Source organism: Pseudomonas gozinkensis (assembly GCF_014863585.1).
In the GTDB taxonomy this organism is placed as follows: Bacteria; Pseudomonadota; Gammaproteobacteria; order Pseudomonadales; family Pseudomonadaceae; genus Aquipseudomonas; species Aquipseudomonas gozinkensis.
This window is the reverse complement of record NZ_CP062253.1, coordinates 334,398-350,016: the sequence shown is the minus strand read 5'-3', so window position 1 is coordinate 350,016 and position 15,619 is coordinate 334,398. Positions and strand designations below refer to the sequence as shown.

The window sequence follows — 15,619 nt, the reverse complement described above, 5'->3', positions numbered from 1 at the left end:
CGCGTTTACGAACGGGCGAGTTCGAGCAGCTTCGCCCGCCACGCGGCTTTCGCCGGCAATGCCAGGAAGAAACCGTTCAACAACGATTCCCGTGGTGGATAACAGAATGCATCGCCACTCAGGTCCAGCACTTCGCCGCCCGCCCCTTCCAGAACACCCTGCGCGGCTGCCGTGTCCCACTGCGAAGTCGGAGCCAGTCGCGGGTAACAATCCGCTGCACCTTCGGCCACCAGACAGAACTTCAGCGAACTGCCGATATTGGCCAGTTGCAACTCGCCCAGGCTGGCGCTCAAACCGGCCAGCAGGCGTTCCTGCTCGGGGCTCGAATGACGGCGGCTGGCGACCACGGTGAAGGGTTCGCCAGGACCGGGCACATCACGCACCTGAATCGCCAGCGGCGTACCGCCCGTATCGCCGCGCCAGGCACCAAGCCCGGCTCCGCCGACGTAGAAGCGACCGTTGGTTGGCATCGACACCACACCGAACACTACCCGGCCGTTCTCGATCAGTGCGATGTTGACGGTGAATTCTTCGCTGCCGCTGATGAACTCCTTGGTGCCGTCCAGCGGATCCACCAGCCACCAGCGCTGCCAGCCTGCACGTACGCTTTGCGGGATATTGGCGTCTTCTTCGGACAGCACCGGAATGCTCGGATCCAGCGCCGTCAGACCGGCCACGATCACATGGTGAGCGGCCATGTCCGCCGCCGTCACTGGCGAATCATCGGACTTGGCGGTGACCGCCACATCGGCACGCCAGAACGGCAGAATCGCCTCACCGGCCCGCAGGGCCAACTCAACCACCGGCGCCATCAACGGATGGGGAAAATTCATCGATATCTCACTCATGACTGAAAAAATCCGCGCTGGGTCAACAGGTCGCGGGTCAGGTACAGCGCCGCCAGGGCGCGCCCCTCACTGAAATTCGGATTCTGCGCCAGCGTCGACAGCTCTCGCAGGTTGATCTTGTCCACGCGCATCGGCTCGGGTTCGTCGCCTTCGAGACGTTCTTCGTACAGGTCGGTAGCCAGCACCACCTGGATTTTCTGGCTCATGTAACCGGGGGACAACGACAACTCGGTCAGATGCTCCAGTTGTCGCGCGCCGTAACCGGCCTCTTCCTTGAGCTCGCGTTCGGCGGCAGCCAGGACATCTTCGCCGGGTTCGATCAGGCCTTTGGGCAGCGACAGTTCATATTCGTCGGTGCCGCCGCAATACTCCTCTACCAGCACCGCGTGCTCGGTATCGAGCATTGCCACGATCATGACCGCGCCGTAGCCGGCGCCCTTGCCGACCAGTCGCTCGTAGGTGCGTTCCACGCCGTTGGAGAAACGCAGCTTCAGCTCTTCGACGCAGAACAGCCGGCTGGTGGCGACGATCTCGCGGGCAAGTACGGTGGGTTTCTGGCGCATGCAAAGCTCCTTGGCGTGAACGCGCTACTATAACGCGGCTTTTCCGATTGTTTGCGTCGGATATCCTTCTACCGCTCGAGACGTTGCCATGCCTTCACTACCCTGGTCCGACATCGATACCGTTCTGCTGGACATGGACGGCACGTTGCTGGATCTGCACTTCGACAACCACTTCTGGCTGGAACACTTGCCGCAACGCTACGCCGAACTGCATGGCGTGAGCCGGGCCATGGCGGAAATGGAATTGCAGCCGTTGTTCGAACGCCATGCCGGTCAGTTGCAGTGGTACTGCCTGGACTTCTGGAGCGCGGAACTTAAGCTGTCAGTTCGCGAACTGAAACTGGAAACCGCCCACCTGATCGCTCTGCGCCCGGACGCCGATACCTTTCTGGAGGCCATCAAACGCGCCGGCAAACGCGTGGTAATGATCACCAACGCGCACCGTGATTCACTGTCGCTGAAACTCGAACGAATCGAACTGGCGCCGTACTTCGAGCGGCTGATCAGCTCGCACGATTACGGTTTTCCCAAGGAGAACCCGCAATTCTGGGATGCGTTGCAGGCTGACATCGGCTTTGACCCGGCACGCAGCCTGTTCATCGACGACACCTTGCCGATCCTGCGCAGTGCGCGGAATTTCGGCGTGGCGCATCTGTTGGCCGTGAAGGAGCCGGACAGCCGCAAAGGACCGAAGGATACCGGGGAGTTTGCAGCGGTCGAGGATTATCGGGATTTGATTGCGGGCCTGTAGACCGCATCGTCCCCATCGCAAGCAGGCTCGCTCCCACAACTGAAATGCATTCCAATGTGGGAGCGAGCCTGCTCGCGATAGCGGTATTTGCGGTTACTCGGGAATGCGCAGCACCTGCCCCGGATAGATCTTGTCCGGATGCTTGAGCTGAGGCTTGTTGGCCTCGAAAATCTTGTTGTACTTGTTGGCGTCGCCGTACACACGCTTGGAAATCGCGCTCAGCGTATCGCCCTTCTCGACCGTGACAAATTTTGCAGCAGCGGCAACGCCGCCGGTGACGGTGATCTGATCGTCCACGCCGCTGACACCAGCCACGTTGCCCAGCGCCAGCAGGATTTTTTCTTTTTCCTCCTGGGTGGCCGCCTCGCCGGTGGCGATGACCTTCTCGCCTTCAACCTTGACCTGGATCTTCGAAGTGTCGATGCCGGTCAGCGCGTCCTGCACGTGTTTGGTCAACGCCTCGCCGTTAGCTTCAGCCTTGTCCGGCGTCAGTGCGTCGAGGATTTTTTCACCTGCTTCTTTCAGAAAGCTGAAAAGGCTCATTGCGTTCACTCCATGGAATAAAGGGTCAGTCGACAAAGCCTAGACCACCCCGGACAAACCCGGTTCCGGCCCGACCAATGACCCTGCCCCCGCGCAAGCGGTAGAATCGCCCACCCTTGTCAGCGCCCCGGAGCGAAGATGGACATCAAGCAGCTGAAATTCCTCATCGCCCTCGACGAAACCCGCCATTTCGGCCAGGCCGCCGCCCGCTGCCACATTACCCAGCCGACCCTGTCGATGCGCCTGCGCAGCCTCGAGGAAGAACTCGACCTGCCGCTGGTCAACCGTGGCCAGCGCTTTGAAGGGTTCACCGCGCCGGGCGAACGGGTGCTGGCCTGGGCGCGTACGGTGTTGGCGGCCTACGACGGCTTGCAGGCGGAAGCGGCGGCCTGTCGCGGCAATCTGATCGGCACCCTGCGGCTGGGCGTGGTGCCGTTGTCGAGTTTCGATGCGCTGCCTTTGATGCAGCGCCTGCACGCACAGCATCCGAACTTGCGTTTCGAACTGTCATCGCTGAGCTCCGAACAGGTTCTGGAACAACTGGCGAACAACCGCATCGACATTGGCGTGTCTTACCTTGATCGCCTCGACGGCGAGCGTTTTGAATCCCTGGCCTTCAGTGAAACCCGGATGGGCCTGCTCTACGACCAGCGGTTCTTCAGTTTTGGCGAAGCGCCCCTGAGCTGGGAGTCGCTGATCGAACTGCCTCTTGGCATGCTCACCAGCGGCATGCACTTTCGCCAGTCCATCGACCATAACTTCCACAGCCGTGGCCTTACGCCGCAACCGTTGCTGCAAACCGACGCCGTTCACCAATTGTTGCAGGCTGTGCACGGCGGCCTGTGCTGCGCGGTGATGCCACTCGATGGTGGCCTGGAAAACCTCACGGATAACCTGCGCCTGCAACCCATCGAAAACGCCCAGACCCTCGCCCGACTGGGCCTGATCATGCGTCGCGGGGCACCCCGCTCGGCGCTGGCCGAGGCCTGTTTCGCGCTCTATCAAAAATCACCAACGGACGCTTGATCGACCGCATCTATCGAAGGATCGACACTAGCGATTAGACGCGACATCTTGCCGCGCCTAGTCTTAACGTTGATCAATCCGTCGGTGATGCCATGAACGCCAAGCGCCCGGCCTGCGCGGCGCCTGCTCTCGAAACGCCCGCGCCTGCCGCCAGTCAGACCTACAGCTACAGCGACCTTCCCCTCGCGGAGTCGGCCAGCACTGCGCTGGCCGAAGAAGTCGCGTTGGCGATTGCCTACAACGGCATCAGTCAGGCCGTGATGCTGGTAACGCCGACCGACCTTGAAGACTTCATCGTCGGCTTCAGCCTCGGCAGCGGCATCATCGAAGACGCCTCGGACATCTACGACCTGCAACTGAGCGGTTCGGGCTCGGCGCAATACGCGCAAGTGACCATCGCCAATCGCGCCTTCTGGAACCTTAAACAGCAGCGTCGGCAACTGGCCGGTACCAGTGGTTGCGGGTTGTGCGGTGTGGAGGCGGTGGAGCAGGCGTTGCCTGATCTCAAGGTCTTGCCCGGCGCACCCTTGCCGCCCATCGAATGGCTCGACGGTCTGCGCCAGCGCATCGGTGCGTTCCAGCCGCTGGGCCAGCACTGCGGCGCGGTGCATGCGGCGGTGTTCATGAACGCCAGTGGTGAACTGCTGCTGGGCCGCGAAGACATCGGCCGGCACAACGCCCTCGACAAGCTGATCGGCGGCCTCATCCGGCAAAAGATATCCACAGCCGGCGGGCTGGCGATTGTCACCAGCCGTTGCAGTCTCGAATTGATCCAGAAAGTTTTGCGAGCCGGGATTCAGACCCTGGTCAGCCTGTCCGCGCCCACCGGCCTCGCCGTGCAATGGGCCCGGCGCCACAACCTCAATCTCATCCACCTGCCGCAGAAGAATGCGCCGCGGGTGTATAGCCCAGAAATGGAGAAACACCTGTGAGCCAACATCATCAAGCCGACCAGAAACCCGTCCCGCGCTACAAGCCTTACAAGGGTGCAGCCGGTGGCTGGGGCGCACTGATCAGCGTGGCCCAGGCCTGGCTGACCAGCGACAACGCGCTGAAAAACCTGCGCATGATGCTCAAGACCAACCAGAACGGCGGTTTCGACTGCCCGGGCTGCGCCTGGGGCGATTCGCCGGAAAGCGGGATGGTCAAGTTCTGCGAGAACGGCGCCAAAGCGGTGAACTGGGAAGCGACCAAGCGCCGCGTCGATGGCAAATTCTTCGCCAAGCACAGCGTCACCTCGTTGCTGGAGCAGAGCGACTACTGGCTCGAATATCAGGGCCGTCTGACCGAGCCGCTGGTGTATGACGCCGAAACCGATCGCTACAAGCCCATCAGTTGGGACGATGCCTACGCGCTGATCGGCAAACACCTGCAAGCGCTGTCGAGCCCGGATCAGGCCGAGTTCTACACCTCGGGCCGCGCCAGCAACGAAGCGGCGTACCTGTATCAACTGTTCGTGCGCGCCTTCGGCACCAACAACTTTCCCGACTGCTCGAACATGTGTCACGAGGCGAGCGGCGTGGCATTGGCGCAGAGTGTCGGCGTCGGCAAAGGCACCGTGACCTTTGACGACTTCGAGCATGCCGATGCGATTTTTGTCTGGGGCCAGAATCCCGGCACCAACCACCCGCGCATGCTCGAGCCGCTGCGTGAAGCGGTGAAACGTGGTGCTCAGGTGGTGTGCGTCAACCCGCTGAAAGAACGTGGGCTGGAACGCTTCCAGCATCCGCAGCACCCGATCGAAATGCTCACCAACGGTGACAAACCGACCAACACCGCCTATTTCCGCCCGGCGCTGGGCGGCGACATGGCGGTACTGCGGGGTATGGCCAAGTTCCTGCTGCAATGGGAGCGCGATGCGCAAAAGGCTGGCGCACCGGCAGTGTTCGATCACGATTTCCTCAATGAACACAGCATCAACGTGCTGGAGTACCTCGGCGTTGTCGATGACACGCCGTGGGAGCAGATCGTCGCGCAGTCCGGCCTGACCCTGGTAGAAATCGAACAAGCGGCGCGCATGTACGCCAAAGGCAAGAACGTGATCATGTGCTGGGCGATGGGCATCACCCAGCATCGTCATTCGGTACCGACCATCCAGGAAATCGCCAACCTGATGCTGCTGCGCGGCAATATCGGCAAGCCTGGCGCAGGTCTGTGCCCGGTGCGCGGCCACAGTAACGTGCAGGGCGACCGCACGATGGGGATCAACGAGCGCCCGCCAGTGGCCTTCCTCGATTCCCTGGAGCGTCGCTTCCAGTTCAAGGTGCCACGTCACAACGGGCACAATGTGGTTGAAGCGATTCACGCGATGGCCGAAGGTCGCGCCAAGGTATTTATCGGTCTGGGCGGCAACTTCGCCCAGGCGACACCGGACAGCCCACGCACCTTCCAGGCGCTGAGCAACTGCGACCTGACCGTGCAGATCAGCACCAAGCTCAACCGCAGCCATCTGGCCCACGGTAAGGACGCACTCATCCTGCCGTGCCTGGGTCGTACCGACATTGATATCCAGACCGAAGGCCCGCAAGCCGTCACCGTGGAAGACTCGTTCAGCATGGTGCACGCCTCCAACGGTCAACTTCAGCCGCTGTCGAACCAGATGCGCTCGGAGCCGTCGATCATCGCCGGCATCGCCGCCGCGACCCTGGGCAGCAAACCGGTGGACTGGAACTGGCTGGTGGCCGACTACCGACGCATCCGCGAACTGATCGCCGACACCATTCCGGGCTTCAAGGATTTCAACGAGAAGGTCAAGAATCCGGGCGGTTTCTACCTCGGCAACAGCGCCGGTGCACGCAAGTGGAACACCACTTCCGGCCGGGCCAACTTCAAGCCGAACATGCTGCCCAAGGACCTGATCCACGAGCGCACTCGCGCCACCGGCAAACTGCCAGACCTGATCCTGCAATCGATGCGTTCCCACGATCAGTACAACACCACGATCTATGGTCTCGACGACCGTTATCGCGGGGTCAAGGGACAGCGCGACGTGCTGTTCGCCAACGAGGCGGACATCATTCGTCTGGGCTTCAAGCCGGGGCAGAAGGCTGACATCGTGTCGCTGTGGGATGATGGTCGCGAGCGTCGGGTGAAAGGCTTCACGCTGCTGGCGTTCGATATTCCGGCCGGGCAGGCGGCAGCTTATTACCCTGAGGTGAACCCGCTGGTGCCGCTGGAAAGCACCGGTGATGGCAGCCATACGCCGACGTCGAAGTTCATTGCTATCCGGTTGGAAGCGGCGAGTGAGACGGGGCTGATCATGGCCAAATCGGCCTGATACGACGCCTGAACGGGCGCCTTCGTCGGAACGCCGCCCGGAGCAAGCTCGCTCCCACATGAGTACGGGTCTCTTCTGGAAGAACGCGTCACTGTGGGAGCGAGCTTGCTCGCGAAAGCGGCAGCCGAATCAATGATTTTTTCCTGCGCGAACACTTTTCAAACGCCCACAAAAAAGGCCGCCTTGTATCAAAGCGGCCTGTCCGAAGTAGTTAAAGACCGGCGAAAATCCGTTAAGTTCCGCCCAAAAATCAGTAACTTGCAGAATTGTATACAAGTCGTGTTATTCGTCGGATTTCGATTGTCACGCCCATTCCAGAGCCTCAGGATCGCGCCGTCATCCCTTTGAGGCTCCTCTATGAAGTTCTCCTCGATTCTCTTGTTGTCCCTTGGCCTGGTCAGTGGCTTCGCTTCTGCCGGAGGCACCACCGAAGCAGGTGTGGGCGGCGCATTGGGCGGGGTTCTTGGCTCGGTCGTCGGTCAATCGTTAGGCGGCAGTACAGGTTCAACCATTGGCGCAGCCCTGGGTGGCGCGGGTGGTAGTGCGGTCGGCGCCGACAAGCGCAGCCGTGGCGAAGCAGCCATCGGCGGTGCGCTGGGCGCAGCCGGCGGTAACGTGGTCGGCCGCAGCATGGGCGGCACCACCGGCAGCCTGATCGGCGCAGCAGCCGGCGGTGGCGCGGGTGGCGCGCTGGGCAACTACATGGGCAACAAGAGCGATGACGATGATCGTCGTTACGATCGTCGCCACGATGATCGTCGCTATTACCGTGACCGTCACCCAGGTCGTGGTCATGCCTATGGCCATCGCAAGCACCACCGCTATTACCGCGACTGAGGCCAGGCCTCATCGACCGGTATACCCGAATCGCAGCTCCCCCGGGCTGCGATTTTTTTTGCCCGTCACACGGTCAAACGTTCCAGCGCTTCGCGCAACAGGGCCGGAATCGACACCGGCTGATTGGATGCCCGGTCGACGAATACATGCACGAAGCGCCCGGCGGCACAGGCCTCATCTTCCCCGGCCTTGAACACCGCCAGTTCGTATTGCACCGAACTGTTGCCCAGTTTGCCGACCCGCAAGCCGATCTCGATTCGATCCGGGAAAGCAATCGACGCGAAGTAGTCGCAGGACGAACTCACCACAAACCCCACCACCTCGCCGTCATGGATATCCAGCCCTCCGACCTGGATCAGGTAGGTATTCACCGCCGTGTCGAAGAAGCTGTAATAGGTAACGTTATTGACGTGACCGTAGGCGTCGTTGTCATGCCAGCGCGTGGTGATCGGCTGGAAGTGCGGGAAATCGCTGCGTTGCGGCATCGGGTTGGACATCAGTGTCGATTCCTGGAGTGATCGGCTCAGTCTAAAGGTAAAAACCCTTGCCTCGCGCCGCCAGCTCGCCGATCAATGGCGCCGGCCGCCAGTGATCGCCCTGCCGGGTCTCCAGCGCCAGCAATCGCTTGTGAATGTCGGCCAGCCCCTGATCATCCGCCCAGGCCATCGGCCCGCCCCGCTCCGCCGGGAAGCCGTAGCCATTCAGATAGACCTGATCGATGTCCTGCGCCGACTCGGCAATCCCTTCCTGCAGGATCTTCGCACCCTCGTTGACCAATGCCAGCAAGCACCGCTCGAGGATCTCCTCCGAGCCGATATCCCGCCGATGAAACCCCAACCCTTCGCTGACGCTCAACACCAGCGCATCGACCTCGGGATCATGCTCGGCCTGACGGCTGCCCGGCTCATAATGGTAATAACCCTTGCCGGACTTCTGACCGAAGCGACCCAGCTCGCACAGGCGGTTATCCACCTGAACCTGCGGCGCGTCCTGCCCTTTGCCAGCCAGTTCGCGGGCACGCCACTCGAGATCGATGCCGACCACGTCGTACATGCGAAACGGCCCCATGGCAAAACCGAAGCTCTGCAACGCGGCATCGACCTGGTGAGGATACGCCCCTTCGAGCAACATCTTGCGCGCCTCGAGCACATACGGATGCAGCATGCGGTTGCCGATAAAACCGTGGCAGTTGCCCGATACCACACTGACTTTGCCCATGCGCTTGCCCAGCCCGAGCGCAGCCTCAAGCACCGCCGGCGAGGTCTGCGCGCCACGGACTATTTCCAGCAACTTCATGATGTGCGCCGGGCTGAAGAAATGCAGGCCCAGCACTTGAGTCGGTCTCCGTGTCGCGGCCGCAATGGCGTCGATGTCCAGCGCCGAAGTATTGCTCGCCAGCAGCGCCTCGGGCTTGAGCACCCCATCGAGCTCACGGAAAATCTTCTGCTTGAGCTCAAGATTCTCGTACACCGCCTCGATCACCAGGTCGACGTTGCGGATCGCCACATAGTCCGCCGCCGCGCTGATACGGGCAATCCGCGCATCGGCCTCGGCCTGATCGATGCGCCCCTGTCGCACGTTGTGCGCGTAGGTATCGGCCACGGTGGAAAGCGCCTGCTCGAGCATCTGCGGATTGTTATCGACCCACTGTACTGACACGCCGGCGTTGGCCAGGCACATGACAATGCCGCGGCCCATGGTGCCTGCGCCGATCACGGCGGCCTGCTGAATAGTGAAGGATGTCTGGCTCATGTTGTTCTCTTGTTGGCGATCCGAAGACAGCCATCACCATAGTCAGCCACCGGGCATTTTTGAAGTTCATTGCCGTGATGATCGACATTCAGCAGATGAATCTGGGACCTCAAAGATGCGCCTGAGCCCAGGCTCGAACATCGGCGTAGGGATACTCCTCCAGCGCCGCAAACCCGGAAATGGCCCGCGCCTTGAGTTTGGTAAACAACGGCACGCTGATTCCGCACAGAAACCGGGTCAACCGCTCCGCCGACGGAGCACTGCCCGAGTGCTGCTGATGCCTGTGGATAAACTCGCCACACAATGCTGCAAAATTTTTATCCACAAGCGCCGGCAATTCCGGCGGTGCCGGCAGCCGGGCGACTTGCCCGTGGCACACCGAGCAATGCCCGCACTGCTGCGGCGCATTGTGATCGCCGAAATATTCGGCCAGCCGATATCCGAGGCATCGCTCGGTGGCGAACAGCTCGAGCATAGCGTGAATCCGCGCTACTTCGGTTTGCTCATGGCGGGTGAAATAGTCATGCAGTTCAGCGCTCAGGGTCTGGCTGTCGAAATCGCCGTGCAAGACGTTGTAGACCTCGGTCATCTGCTTGCTCTCGAGCTCGACCCAGCCCTTTTCCTGGAAATAATCCAGCGCCTTGACCACCCGGTTGCGCTCGGCGGAATACTGTTCGTACATCGCCTCGAAATTCACCGTGGCCCAGGTGCGTGCGCGGCTTGAGGTCTGGATGATCGCGGCGATGAAATCCCTGCGTTCACCTTCGAAACGCTCGAGCAACGCCTCGGGCTCCAGCAGGTATTTGAAACGGTATTCGGCGTAGTAGGCGTAGCGCGGGGCAATCAGCCCTCGGAGCTCCAACTGCACCAGCAACGTCTTCAAAGGCAACGAACGAATGTTGCTCTGGTCCGCCAACGGCCCAAGCAAAAATTCCCATTGGCCTTCGGGCGCGGCGGCCTGCAACTCGTCGAGCACGTGACGAATGCCATCTTGCTCCGGCGTGTCGCCATACACGAAGTTTTCCAGCACGTTGAGGCTATCGCGATTGGCCAGCACCAGGCAGTCGGAGGGCTGCCCGTCACGCCCGGCGCGGCCGATTTCCTGGCTGTAGTTTTCGATGGATTTGGGCAGGTCGAAATGCACCACGTTGCGGATGTCGCTCTTGTCGATGCCCATGCCGAAGGCGATGGTGGCAACAATGCAATTGGACTGCCCGCCCATGAAGCGCTTCTGGATCGCGTCCCGCTGCTCATGGGGCAAACCGGCATGATAGGCCTCGGCCTGAATGCCATTGCGCTCAAGATGTTCGGCGATGTGCTCGGCGGTTTTCTGCAGGGTCACGTAGACGATGCTCGGCTGGCCCGCGCGCGCGCTCATCCACTCCACCAGGCGTCGGCGCTTGTCCTGCCCACGCACTGGTTCGACCAGCAGATTGAGGTTCGGCCGATAGAAACCGGTGGTCACCACATCCTCTTCGGCGATGGCGAATTTCGCCTGCATGTCGGCGATGACTTTCGGCGTTGCCGTAGCGGTCAGCAACAAGGTTTGCGGGATGTTGAACTGGCGCTGGTAGTCCGGCAGCTTGAGGTAATCGGGACGGAAGTTGTGGCCCCACTCTGAGATGCAGTGCGCCTCGTCCACCACCAGCAGCGAGATCGGTACCTGCTGCAAAAAGTTGCGAAAGCGCTCGTTCTTCAAACGCTCCACGGAAATCATCAGGATCTTCAGCTCGCCTGAACGAGCGCGGGCCATCACATCGTTGGCGTCTTCGCGGCTCTGCGCAGAATCGATGCTGCCTGCCGAAATCCCGTGCCGTCGCAAAAACTCGAGCTGATCCTGCATCAGTGCCAGCAGCGGCGAGACCACCAGCGTCAGGTGTGGCAGCAGGAGTGCCGGCACCTGGTAACAAAGGGACTTGCCGGAGCCGGTGGGAAATATCGCGGCTGCCGAGCGTCCGGCGAGAACGGCGCTGATTGCGGCCTCCTGACCGGGTCGAAACTGTGGATAACCGAAAACCTGTTCCAGGGTGTTGTGCATTCGCTGTCACTCCGTTGACCGCTGTGATGCCAACAGCCTAGCGGGCGATCGCAGCGAGTCGAGAAAAGGTCGGGGGTCAAATCGATACGGGATGATACAGCGTCGACGGCTCGGTCAAGGGATCAAACAAATGAAACACTTTGTTCATCGCCGCGTGAATCGACCCGAGGGTATTGTCCGTCACGCCTTGAGCCAGGACGGCCCATGCGCATGGATTTTCAACAAGGAGTGAATATGTCGAACAACTTGAAACTGCCCCTCGCCCTGATCTTTGCCTCCCTGCTGCTGGGAGGCTGCACGCCCTCTCCCGACGACTTTCCGCCGATCCTGGCCAGCGTCGTGACCGTCACCGAAGCGCCCTCGACCTAACCCCCGCAAGCGCTGTGTCAGGGCCGCAATACGGCTACCCGCAATTGCTCATCCAGTACCCGTTCATGCACATCGAGGCTCTTGCTCGCCCATTGTGCATGAGCCGGGCTGATATCGCCGGTGAAGGCTGCCGCCAGTTGACGCAAGTCGGCAACGCTGCGCACCCGGGGGCAAAATGCTTGCTCGTCGCAGTGAGTGCTGGCATTGCGGTAGGTGTTGAGCAAGCGATCCCACAGACCGTCGCGTACTTGTCTGATCGACTTGAGCTGCATTTGCTGCACGCCCAGTCGTTGTGTGAGTTCCCGCTCGTCCAGGGCTTCGCTCGCCAACAGCGCCTTGCCGAAAACCAGCACCTCAGCGCGGGAAGCCGTATCGATGTCGGCCTGAGTGGCGAGCGCGTCGGGCCAACCGGTGCGCTCCAGGTTGGCAAGCACCAACCCGTTACCCGTGTCGAAGGCCAACGCCAGACGACAACCACTGGCCCACAGCAAAACGATCGAGGCCATTCGTAGCCACTGCATACCTAATTCCCTTTAAGTCTGTGTCGGACGCCTGGAAACGCCCTACGGATTCTGGCGCGCACCATACAGAGGTTTACCGGGATTCGCCCGACAAACACGTGGGAAATTTCGCCCCTCAGGGTTTGGCTGTGAAAAAGCCGCAAAAACGCGTAGGGAAAATGCCCTAACCCCGGAAAAACCCCTACGAAATCTGTCCATCGTGGCTGTCTTGTCCCATTCGATGGAGCCCTTCTATAGTGGCCGGCGCAGCTGAAAACCCTGTGTCGGCTCGCCGAAGCAACTTCGCAAAGGACACACCTCAATCATGAACATGTACAAACCGCTGAATACCCGTTTTCGTTCTCTCAAGACTTGCGACGGTGAAAACCCGGTATTGGTTATCGACACCGAGGCAAAACCGGGCGACTTGCTCAATGCCGCCGACCAACGCCTGCGCGCCGCCAGCGATCTGCTGGAAACTCTTTACTGCTTGTGTTTCAAACAGGCCGACGTAAAAGACATCCCCAACATCGTTAATGCGCTTTATTTGTTGACGCAAGACGGTTGTGACTTACTGGAAGTTGCCAGACAACGAATAAATAACTGACACTGCCAGCCACACTTACAAAGCTCGCAACAACCCATCGCTTCCACTCCAACAAAAACCGGAACTAACCTGCCTGCTCTTACATCAATCAAGAGCAATAACATGACGACTCTAACTATTTTCTTCTGCGGTACAGGCTCGACAAAGTTTGATAATGCACATATTAACTATTGGAATGGGGAATTGGTCTCCACACTGGCCTCTCATCACACCGGGCGCGAGTTCGCCGAGTGGATCGTCGTCGATGGCCCCGGTACCAGCAACCTGCAAGCCGATGAACTGTTCATCCAATCCAAGGACTACGGCCTCAGCGGAACCTTGTTCGGCAAGGGCTGGGAGGAAAACGTCCAACATGCGATGAACATCATCAAAGGCAAATGTGACTGGCAGCGCGAGCAACTGACCGAAGCGGAATACAACCGTCTCAAAGCAGCCGGCATCCCGATTGAAGAGGTAAAAGTCGAAGGTTCCTGGATGTGGCGTAAATATAACTATGGGGAACGCAGCGTTACGCAACAGAAGTTACAGGAGCAAATTATTAAAACCTTTCGCAAGGACGGTGTCACTCCAACAAAAGTCAATCTGGTGGGCTGGAGCCGTGGCGGTATCAGTTGTCACATGCTGGCCAATGCCATGTTCAACGACAGTGCACTGAAAAACATTCCGGTGAATATCTTTGCCATTGATCCGGTGCCGGGCATTGGCAACTTTCAGGAACAACGGGTCAAGCTCAACGCCAACGTAAAAGAGTATGTGGGTTTCTACGCGCGGGATGAGCGCTCCAAGGGCTTCAGTTGCGTCATCCCGCAAACCGCGACCGGCACCAGGACCAGCATATTCCCCATGCCCGGCCGTCACGCCACCCTGGTCGGCAACGCCTCCGCCGACGGCAACAGCGGTCCAAAAGTGCTGGCCGAACCCGGCCTCATCGTCCGCCACTTTGCCGAGGTCTGTCTGAAACGCTGGGGCACCGTGCTCGAGAAGAACCTCAACCTCACCGACGCCAACCTGCGAAACCACACCGCCGCCATCGTCAACGCGGCAGCGAAATACAAGGCCATGGAAAAGTGTTCCTACACCTGGTTCACCGAGCTGGATCAGGGCGAGCGCTACGTTTCGCTGGGCAGCAAAGGCGTTCCGTTCTCGACGGTGAAAGGCGCGATCTACACCCCGGCGAGTGGACTGACGACGAGCGTGCTGGATGTTGAGGGGTATCGGGCGATTCGTTGAGGCGGGACCGGTAACAGACGTCAACACAATCACGGGAGAATTGAACGATGGATAGATCCACTGACGGAATTGAACCTCACTGCGACGAGGAGACCTACAAAGAGTGGGTTACTCGGCAAGTTCAGAAAAGCATCGATGATCCCCGGCCAAGCATCCCCGATGAAGAGTCGAGACGCTTGATGGCAGTGAAACGTGAACTGTTGAGAACACGCAAGAATCCGTAGGAACGACCCTATCGAATCTTCGTCCACGTCCTACATGGAGCGATGCCTTATCGGCTATCGCCGTTTATTAGCTCAAATCTATAGTCGTGACTGTCGCTGCCAAATCAGCGACTCGGGTTTGGTCACCTGAAAATGAGAGAGAAACTTCGCATGCCCTTGTATGCTTGCCGACTGATTCATGCGGCACGCTTTATGGCGGCTGTGTTTGGGACGCTTCGGCGTGCCTGGAGTTCTCTCTCTCTGGTTGACCAACCCGAACACAGTCCGCCTCCTATCGTTTGGTCATGATGTTGGCGGTTCTTCGGATACTTGAGAGAGTCTAACCAATGAAATCATGGAACCAGTTCCCCAACGATCGCTACCGCCCACTTGATACCAACCTCACCGACACCAAGCCATTGGTCATCGACACCGAGGCCAACCCGCAAGACATCCTCGAATGCGCCGTCCAGCGCCTGCGCGCTTCAAGCGACCTGCTGCAAACTCTCTACTGCCTCTGCTTCAAACATGCCGACGTTGAAGACATTCCCCACATCACCCACGCCCTTTACCTGCTGACCAAAGACGGGTTTGACCTGTTGCAGGTCGCCCAGCAACGAATGCTCAACTGGAAAGCTCCAGTCTGAGGTTGAGTGATCAGATCGTTCCCATGTTCGACATGAGAACGATCACTTACCAGTCATCTACTCAAATCCCTTCAGCATTGCTGGAAGGTAAGCCAATGGCGTACATTTACGATGATTTTTGTTGAGACTCGGATCTTTACCCGTCGAGTAAAAGAGCTGCTGGACGATGACACGTATGCCGCTTTTCAGAAGCAACTGGTTGTAAGTCCTTCGATTGGCGATGTAATTGAAGGCACAGGCGGGATCCGCAAAACCCGAATCGCAGCGAAAGGACACGGCAAGCGAGGCGGAGCACGGGTTATCTACTACCACTTCGTTTCGGCGTCACAAATCGGGTTATTGATGATCTACCCTAAAAATGAACAACACGATCTGTCCAGCGATGAGCGTAAAGCACTCAAGGTCTTGATCGAAAAATGGAGATGACC

General features: G+C 59.5%; 18 protein-coding genes. 11 read left to right on the top strand and 7 right to left on the bottom strand.

Annotated elements, in window-relative coordinates; translation table 11 throughout:
* Positions 1-5 precede the first annotated feature (5 nt).
* Both cysQ and nudE read right to left on the bottom strand, forming a co-directional pair.
* Positions 6-839 carry a 3'(2'),5'-bisphosphate nucleotidase CysQ gene (gene cysQ / locus IHQ43_RS01505; RefSeq protein ID WP_192564937.1) on the bottom strand — a complete coding sequence of 278 codons (834 nt, stop codon included), beginning with the start codon at positions 837-839 and terminating at the stop codon, positions 6-8.
* Positions 840-844: 5 nt separating this feature from the next.
* Positions 845-1,411 carry an ADP compounds hydrolase NudE gene (gene nudE, locus IHQ43_RS01500; protein ID WP_192563138.1) on the bottom strand — a complete coding sequence of 189 codons (567 nt, stop codon included), beginning with the start codon at positions 1,409-1,411 and terminating at the stop codon, positions 845-847.
* An 88-nt stretch (positions 1,412-1,499) separates the two neighbouring features.
* Here nudE and yrfG point away from each other — a divergent pair, with 88 nt between their 5' ends.
* Complete coding sequence (yrfG, locus tag IHQ43_RS01495) at positions 1,500-2,162, top strand: GMP/IMP nucleotidase (RefSeq protein ID WP_007952643.1); 663 nt, start codon at positions 1,500-1,502, stop codon at positions 2,160-2,162.
* 93 nt (positions 2,163-2,255) lie between these two features.
* On the opposite strand, the gene lysM is transcribed toward yrfG, so the two are convergent.
* Positions 2,256-2,705 (bottom strand): peptidoglycan-binding protein LysM, encoded by a 450-nt coding sequence (gene lysM / locus IHQ43_RS01490; protein ID WP_007952645.1) that lies wholly within the window; start codon positions 2,703-2,705, stop codon positions 2,256-2,258.
* A gap of 138 nt (positions 2,706-2,843) precedes the next feature.
* Between lysM and IHQ43_RS01485 the strand changes: the two genes are divergently transcribed.
* The 4 genes from IHQ43_RS01485 to IHQ43_RS01470 all read left to right on the top strand — a co-directional run bounded on the left by IHQ43_RS01485 (position 2,844) and on the right by IHQ43_RS01470 (position 7,845).
* Complete coding sequence (locus IHQ43_RS01485) at positions 2,844-3,731, top strand: LysR family transcriptional regulator (protein ID WP_192563137.1); 888 nt, start codon at positions 2,844-2,846, stop codon at positions 3,729-3,731.
* Between the two features lie 92 nt (positions 3,732-3,823).
* Positions 3,824-4,663 carry a formate dehydrogenase accessory sulfurtransferase FdhD gene (gene fdhD, locus IHQ43_RS01480; protein ID WP_192563136.1) on the top strand — a complete coding sequence of 280 codons (840 nt, stop codon included), beginning with the start codon at positions 3,824-3,826 and terminating at the stop codon, positions 4,661-4,663.
* A complete protein-coding gene (locus IHQ43_RS01475; RefSeq protein WP_192563135.1) occupies positions 4,660-7,008 on the top strand; it encodes an FdhF/YdeP family oxidoreductase in 2,349 nt (782 codons plus the stop codon). The genes fdhD and IHQ43_RS01475 overlap by 4 nt, the downstream gene beginning before the upstream one ends.
* A gap of 357 nt (positions 7,009-7,365) precedes the next feature.
* A complete protein-coding gene (locus IHQ43_RS01470; protein ID WP_085698021.1) occupies positions 7,366-7,845 on the top strand; it encodes a glycine zipper domain-containing protein in 480 nt (159 codons plus the stop codon).
* Positions 7,846-7,910: 65 nt separating this feature from the next.
* Here IHQ43_RS01470 and IHQ43_RS01465 read toward each other — a convergent pair whose 3' ends face one another.
* The 3 genes from IHQ43_RS01465 to IHQ43_RS01455 all read right to left on the bottom strand — a co-directional run bounded on the left by IHQ43_RS01465 (position 7,911) and on the right by IHQ43_RS01455 (position 11,635).
* Positions 7,911-8,342 carry an acyl-CoA thioesterase gene (locus IHQ43_RS01465; protein ID WP_192563134.1) on the bottom strand — a complete coding sequence of 144 codons (432 nt, stop codon included), beginning with the start codon at positions 8,340-8,342 and terminating at the stop codon, positions 7,911-7,913.
* Positions 8,343-8,373: 31 nt separating this feature from the next.
* Positions 8,374-9,597: a 3-hydroxyacyl-CoA dehydrogenase gene (locus IHQ43_RS01460; protein ID WP_192563133.1), complete on the bottom strand. Its 1,224-nt coding sequence runs from the start codon at positions 9,595-9,597 to the stop codon at positions 8,374-8,376.
* A gap of 109 nt (positions 9,598-9,706) precedes the next feature.
* On the bottom strand, positions 9,707-11,635 hold the full coding sequence (locus tag IHQ43_RS01455; RefSeq protein WP_192563132.1) for a RecQ family ATP-dependent DNA helicase: 1,929 nt from the start codon (positions 11,633-11,635) through the stop codon (positions 9,707-9,709).
* A 234-nt stretch (positions 11,636-11,869) separates the two neighbouring features.
* Here IHQ43_RS01455 and IHQ43_RS29660 point away from each other — a divergent pair, with 234 nt between their 5' ends.
* A complete protein-coding gene (locus IHQ43_RS29660; RefSeq protein ID WP_267895892.1) occupies positions 11,870-12,004 on the top strand; it encodes a hypothetical protein in 135 nt (44 codons plus the stop codon).
* A 17-nt stretch (positions 12,005-12,021) separates the two neighbouring features.
* Here the strand turns inward: IHQ43_RS29660 and IHQ43_RS01450 are convergent, their stop codons facing one another.
* Complete coding sequence (locus tag IHQ43_RS01450; RefSeq protein ID WP_192563131.1) at positions 12,022-12,525, bottom strand: polysaccharide deacetylase; 504 nt, start codon at positions 12,523-12,525, stop codon at positions 12,022-12,024.
* 304 nt (positions 12,526-12,829) lie between these two features.
* Here IHQ43_RS01450 and IHQ43_RS01445 point away from each other — a divergent pair, with 304 nt between their 5' ends.
* The 5 genes from IHQ43_RS01445 to IHQ43_RS01430 all read left to right on the top strand — a co-directional run bounded on the left by IHQ43_RS01445 (position 12,830) and on the right by IHQ43_RS01430 (position 15,617).
* Positions 12,830-13,111: a hypothetical protein gene (locus tag IHQ43_RS01445; protein WP_192563130.1), complete on the top strand. Its 282-nt coding sequence runs from the start codon at positions 12,830-12,832 to the stop codon at positions 13,109-13,111.
* A 102-nt stretch (positions 13,112-13,213) separates the two neighbouring features.
* Complete coding sequence (locus IHQ43_RS01440) at positions 13,214-14,341, top strand: hypothetical protein (RefSeq protein WP_192563129.1); 1,128 nt, start codon at positions 13,214-13,216, stop codon at positions 14,339-14,341.
* A gap of 47 nt (positions 14,342-14,388) precedes the next feature.
* Positions 14,389-14,565, top strand: a complete 177-nt coding sequence (locus tag IHQ43_RS29720; RefSeq protein ID WP_341829654.1) for an antitoxin PaaA2 family protein — start codon at positions 14,389-14,391, stop codon at positions 14,563-14,565.
* Positions 14,566-14,891: 326 nt separating this feature from the next.
* Entirely contained in the window at positions 14,892-15,191 is a 300-nt protein-coding gene (locus tag IHQ43_RS01435) for a hypothetical protein (RefSeq protein WP_115076187.1), read from the top strand.
* A gap of 111 nt (positions 15,192-15,302) precedes the next feature.
* Positions 15,303-15,617 carry a type II toxin-antitoxin system RelE/ParE family toxin gene (locus IHQ43_RS01430; protein ID WP_115076186.1) on the top strand — a complete coding sequence of 105 codons (315 nt, stop codon included), beginning with the start codon at positions 15,303-15,305 and terminating at the stop codon, positions 15,615-15,617.
* Positions 15,618-15,619 lie beyond the last annotated feature (2 nt).

What these genes read in the sequence shown, in the direction of transcription:
- IHQ43_RS01430 (WP_115076186.1), top strand. Translation starts at nt 15,303, where the DNA reads ATGATTTTTGTTGAGACTCGGATCTTTACCCGTCGAGTAAAAGAGCTG.
- IHQ43_RS29720 (WP_341829654.1), top strand. Translation starts at nt 14,389, where the DNA reads ATGGATAGATCCACTGACGGAATTGAACCTCACTGCGACGAGGAGACC.
- IHQ43_RS29660 (WP_267895892.1), top strand. Translation starts at nt 11,870, where the DNA reads ATGTCGAACAACTTGAAACTGCCCCTCGCCCTGATCTTTGCCTCCCTG.
- IHQ43_RS01455 (WP_192563132.1), bottom strand. Translation starts at nt 11,635, where the DNA reads ATGCACAACACCCTGGAACAGGTTTTCGGTTATCCACAGTTTCGACCC.
- IHQ43_RS01460 (WP_192563133.1), bottom strand. Translation starts at nt 9,597, where the DNA reads ATGAGCCAGACATCCTTCACTATTCAGCAGGCCGCCGTGATCGGCGCA.
- IHQ43_RS01450 (WP_192563131.1), bottom strand. Translation starts at nt 12,525, where the DNA reads ATGCAGTGGCTACGAATGGCCTCGATCGTTTTGCTGTGGGCCAGTGGT.
- yrfG (WP_007952643.1), top strand. Translation starts at nt 1,500, where the DNA reads ATGCCTTCACTACCCTGGTCCGACATCGATACCGTTCTGCTGGACATG.
- nudE (WP_192563138.1), bottom strand. Translation starts at nt 1,411, where the DNA reads ATGCGCCAGAAACCCACCGTACTTGCCCGCGAGATCGTCGCCACCAGC.
- IHQ43_RS01470 (WP_085698021.1), top strand. Translation starts at nt 7,366, where the DNA reads ATGAAGTTCTCCTCGATTCTCTTGTTGTCCCTTGGCCTGGTCAGTGGC.
- IHQ43_RS01445 (WP_192563130.1), top strand. Translation starts at nt 12,830, where the DNA reads ATGAACATGTACAAACCGCTGAATACCCGTTTTCGTTCTCTCAAGACT.
- IHQ43_RS01485 (WP_192563137.1), top strand. Translation starts at nt 2,844, where the DNA reads ATGGACATCAAGCAGCTGAAATTCCTCATCGCCCTCGACGAAACCCGC.
- IHQ43_RS01435 (WP_115076187.1), top strand. Translation starts at nt 14,892, where the DNA reads ATGAAATCATGGAACCAGTTCCCCAACGATCGCTACCGCCCACTTGAT.
- lysM (WP_007952645.1), bottom strand. Translation starts at nt 2,705, where the DNA reads ATGAGCCTTTTCAGCTTTCTGAAAGAAGCAGGTGAAAAAATCCTCGAC.
- IHQ43_RS01440 (WP_192563129.1), top strand. Translation starts at nt 13,214, where the DNA reads ATGACGACTCTAACTATTTTCTTCTGCGGTACAGGCTCGACAAAGTTT.
- fdhD (WP_192563136.1), top strand. Translation starts at nt 3,824, where the DNA reads ATGAACGCCAAGCGCCCGGCCTGCGCGGCGCCTGCTCTCGAAACGCCC.
- IHQ43_RS01465 (WP_192563134.1), bottom strand. Translation starts at nt 8,342, where the DNA reads ATGTCCAACCCGATGCCGCAACGCAGCGATTTCCCGCACTTCCAGCCG.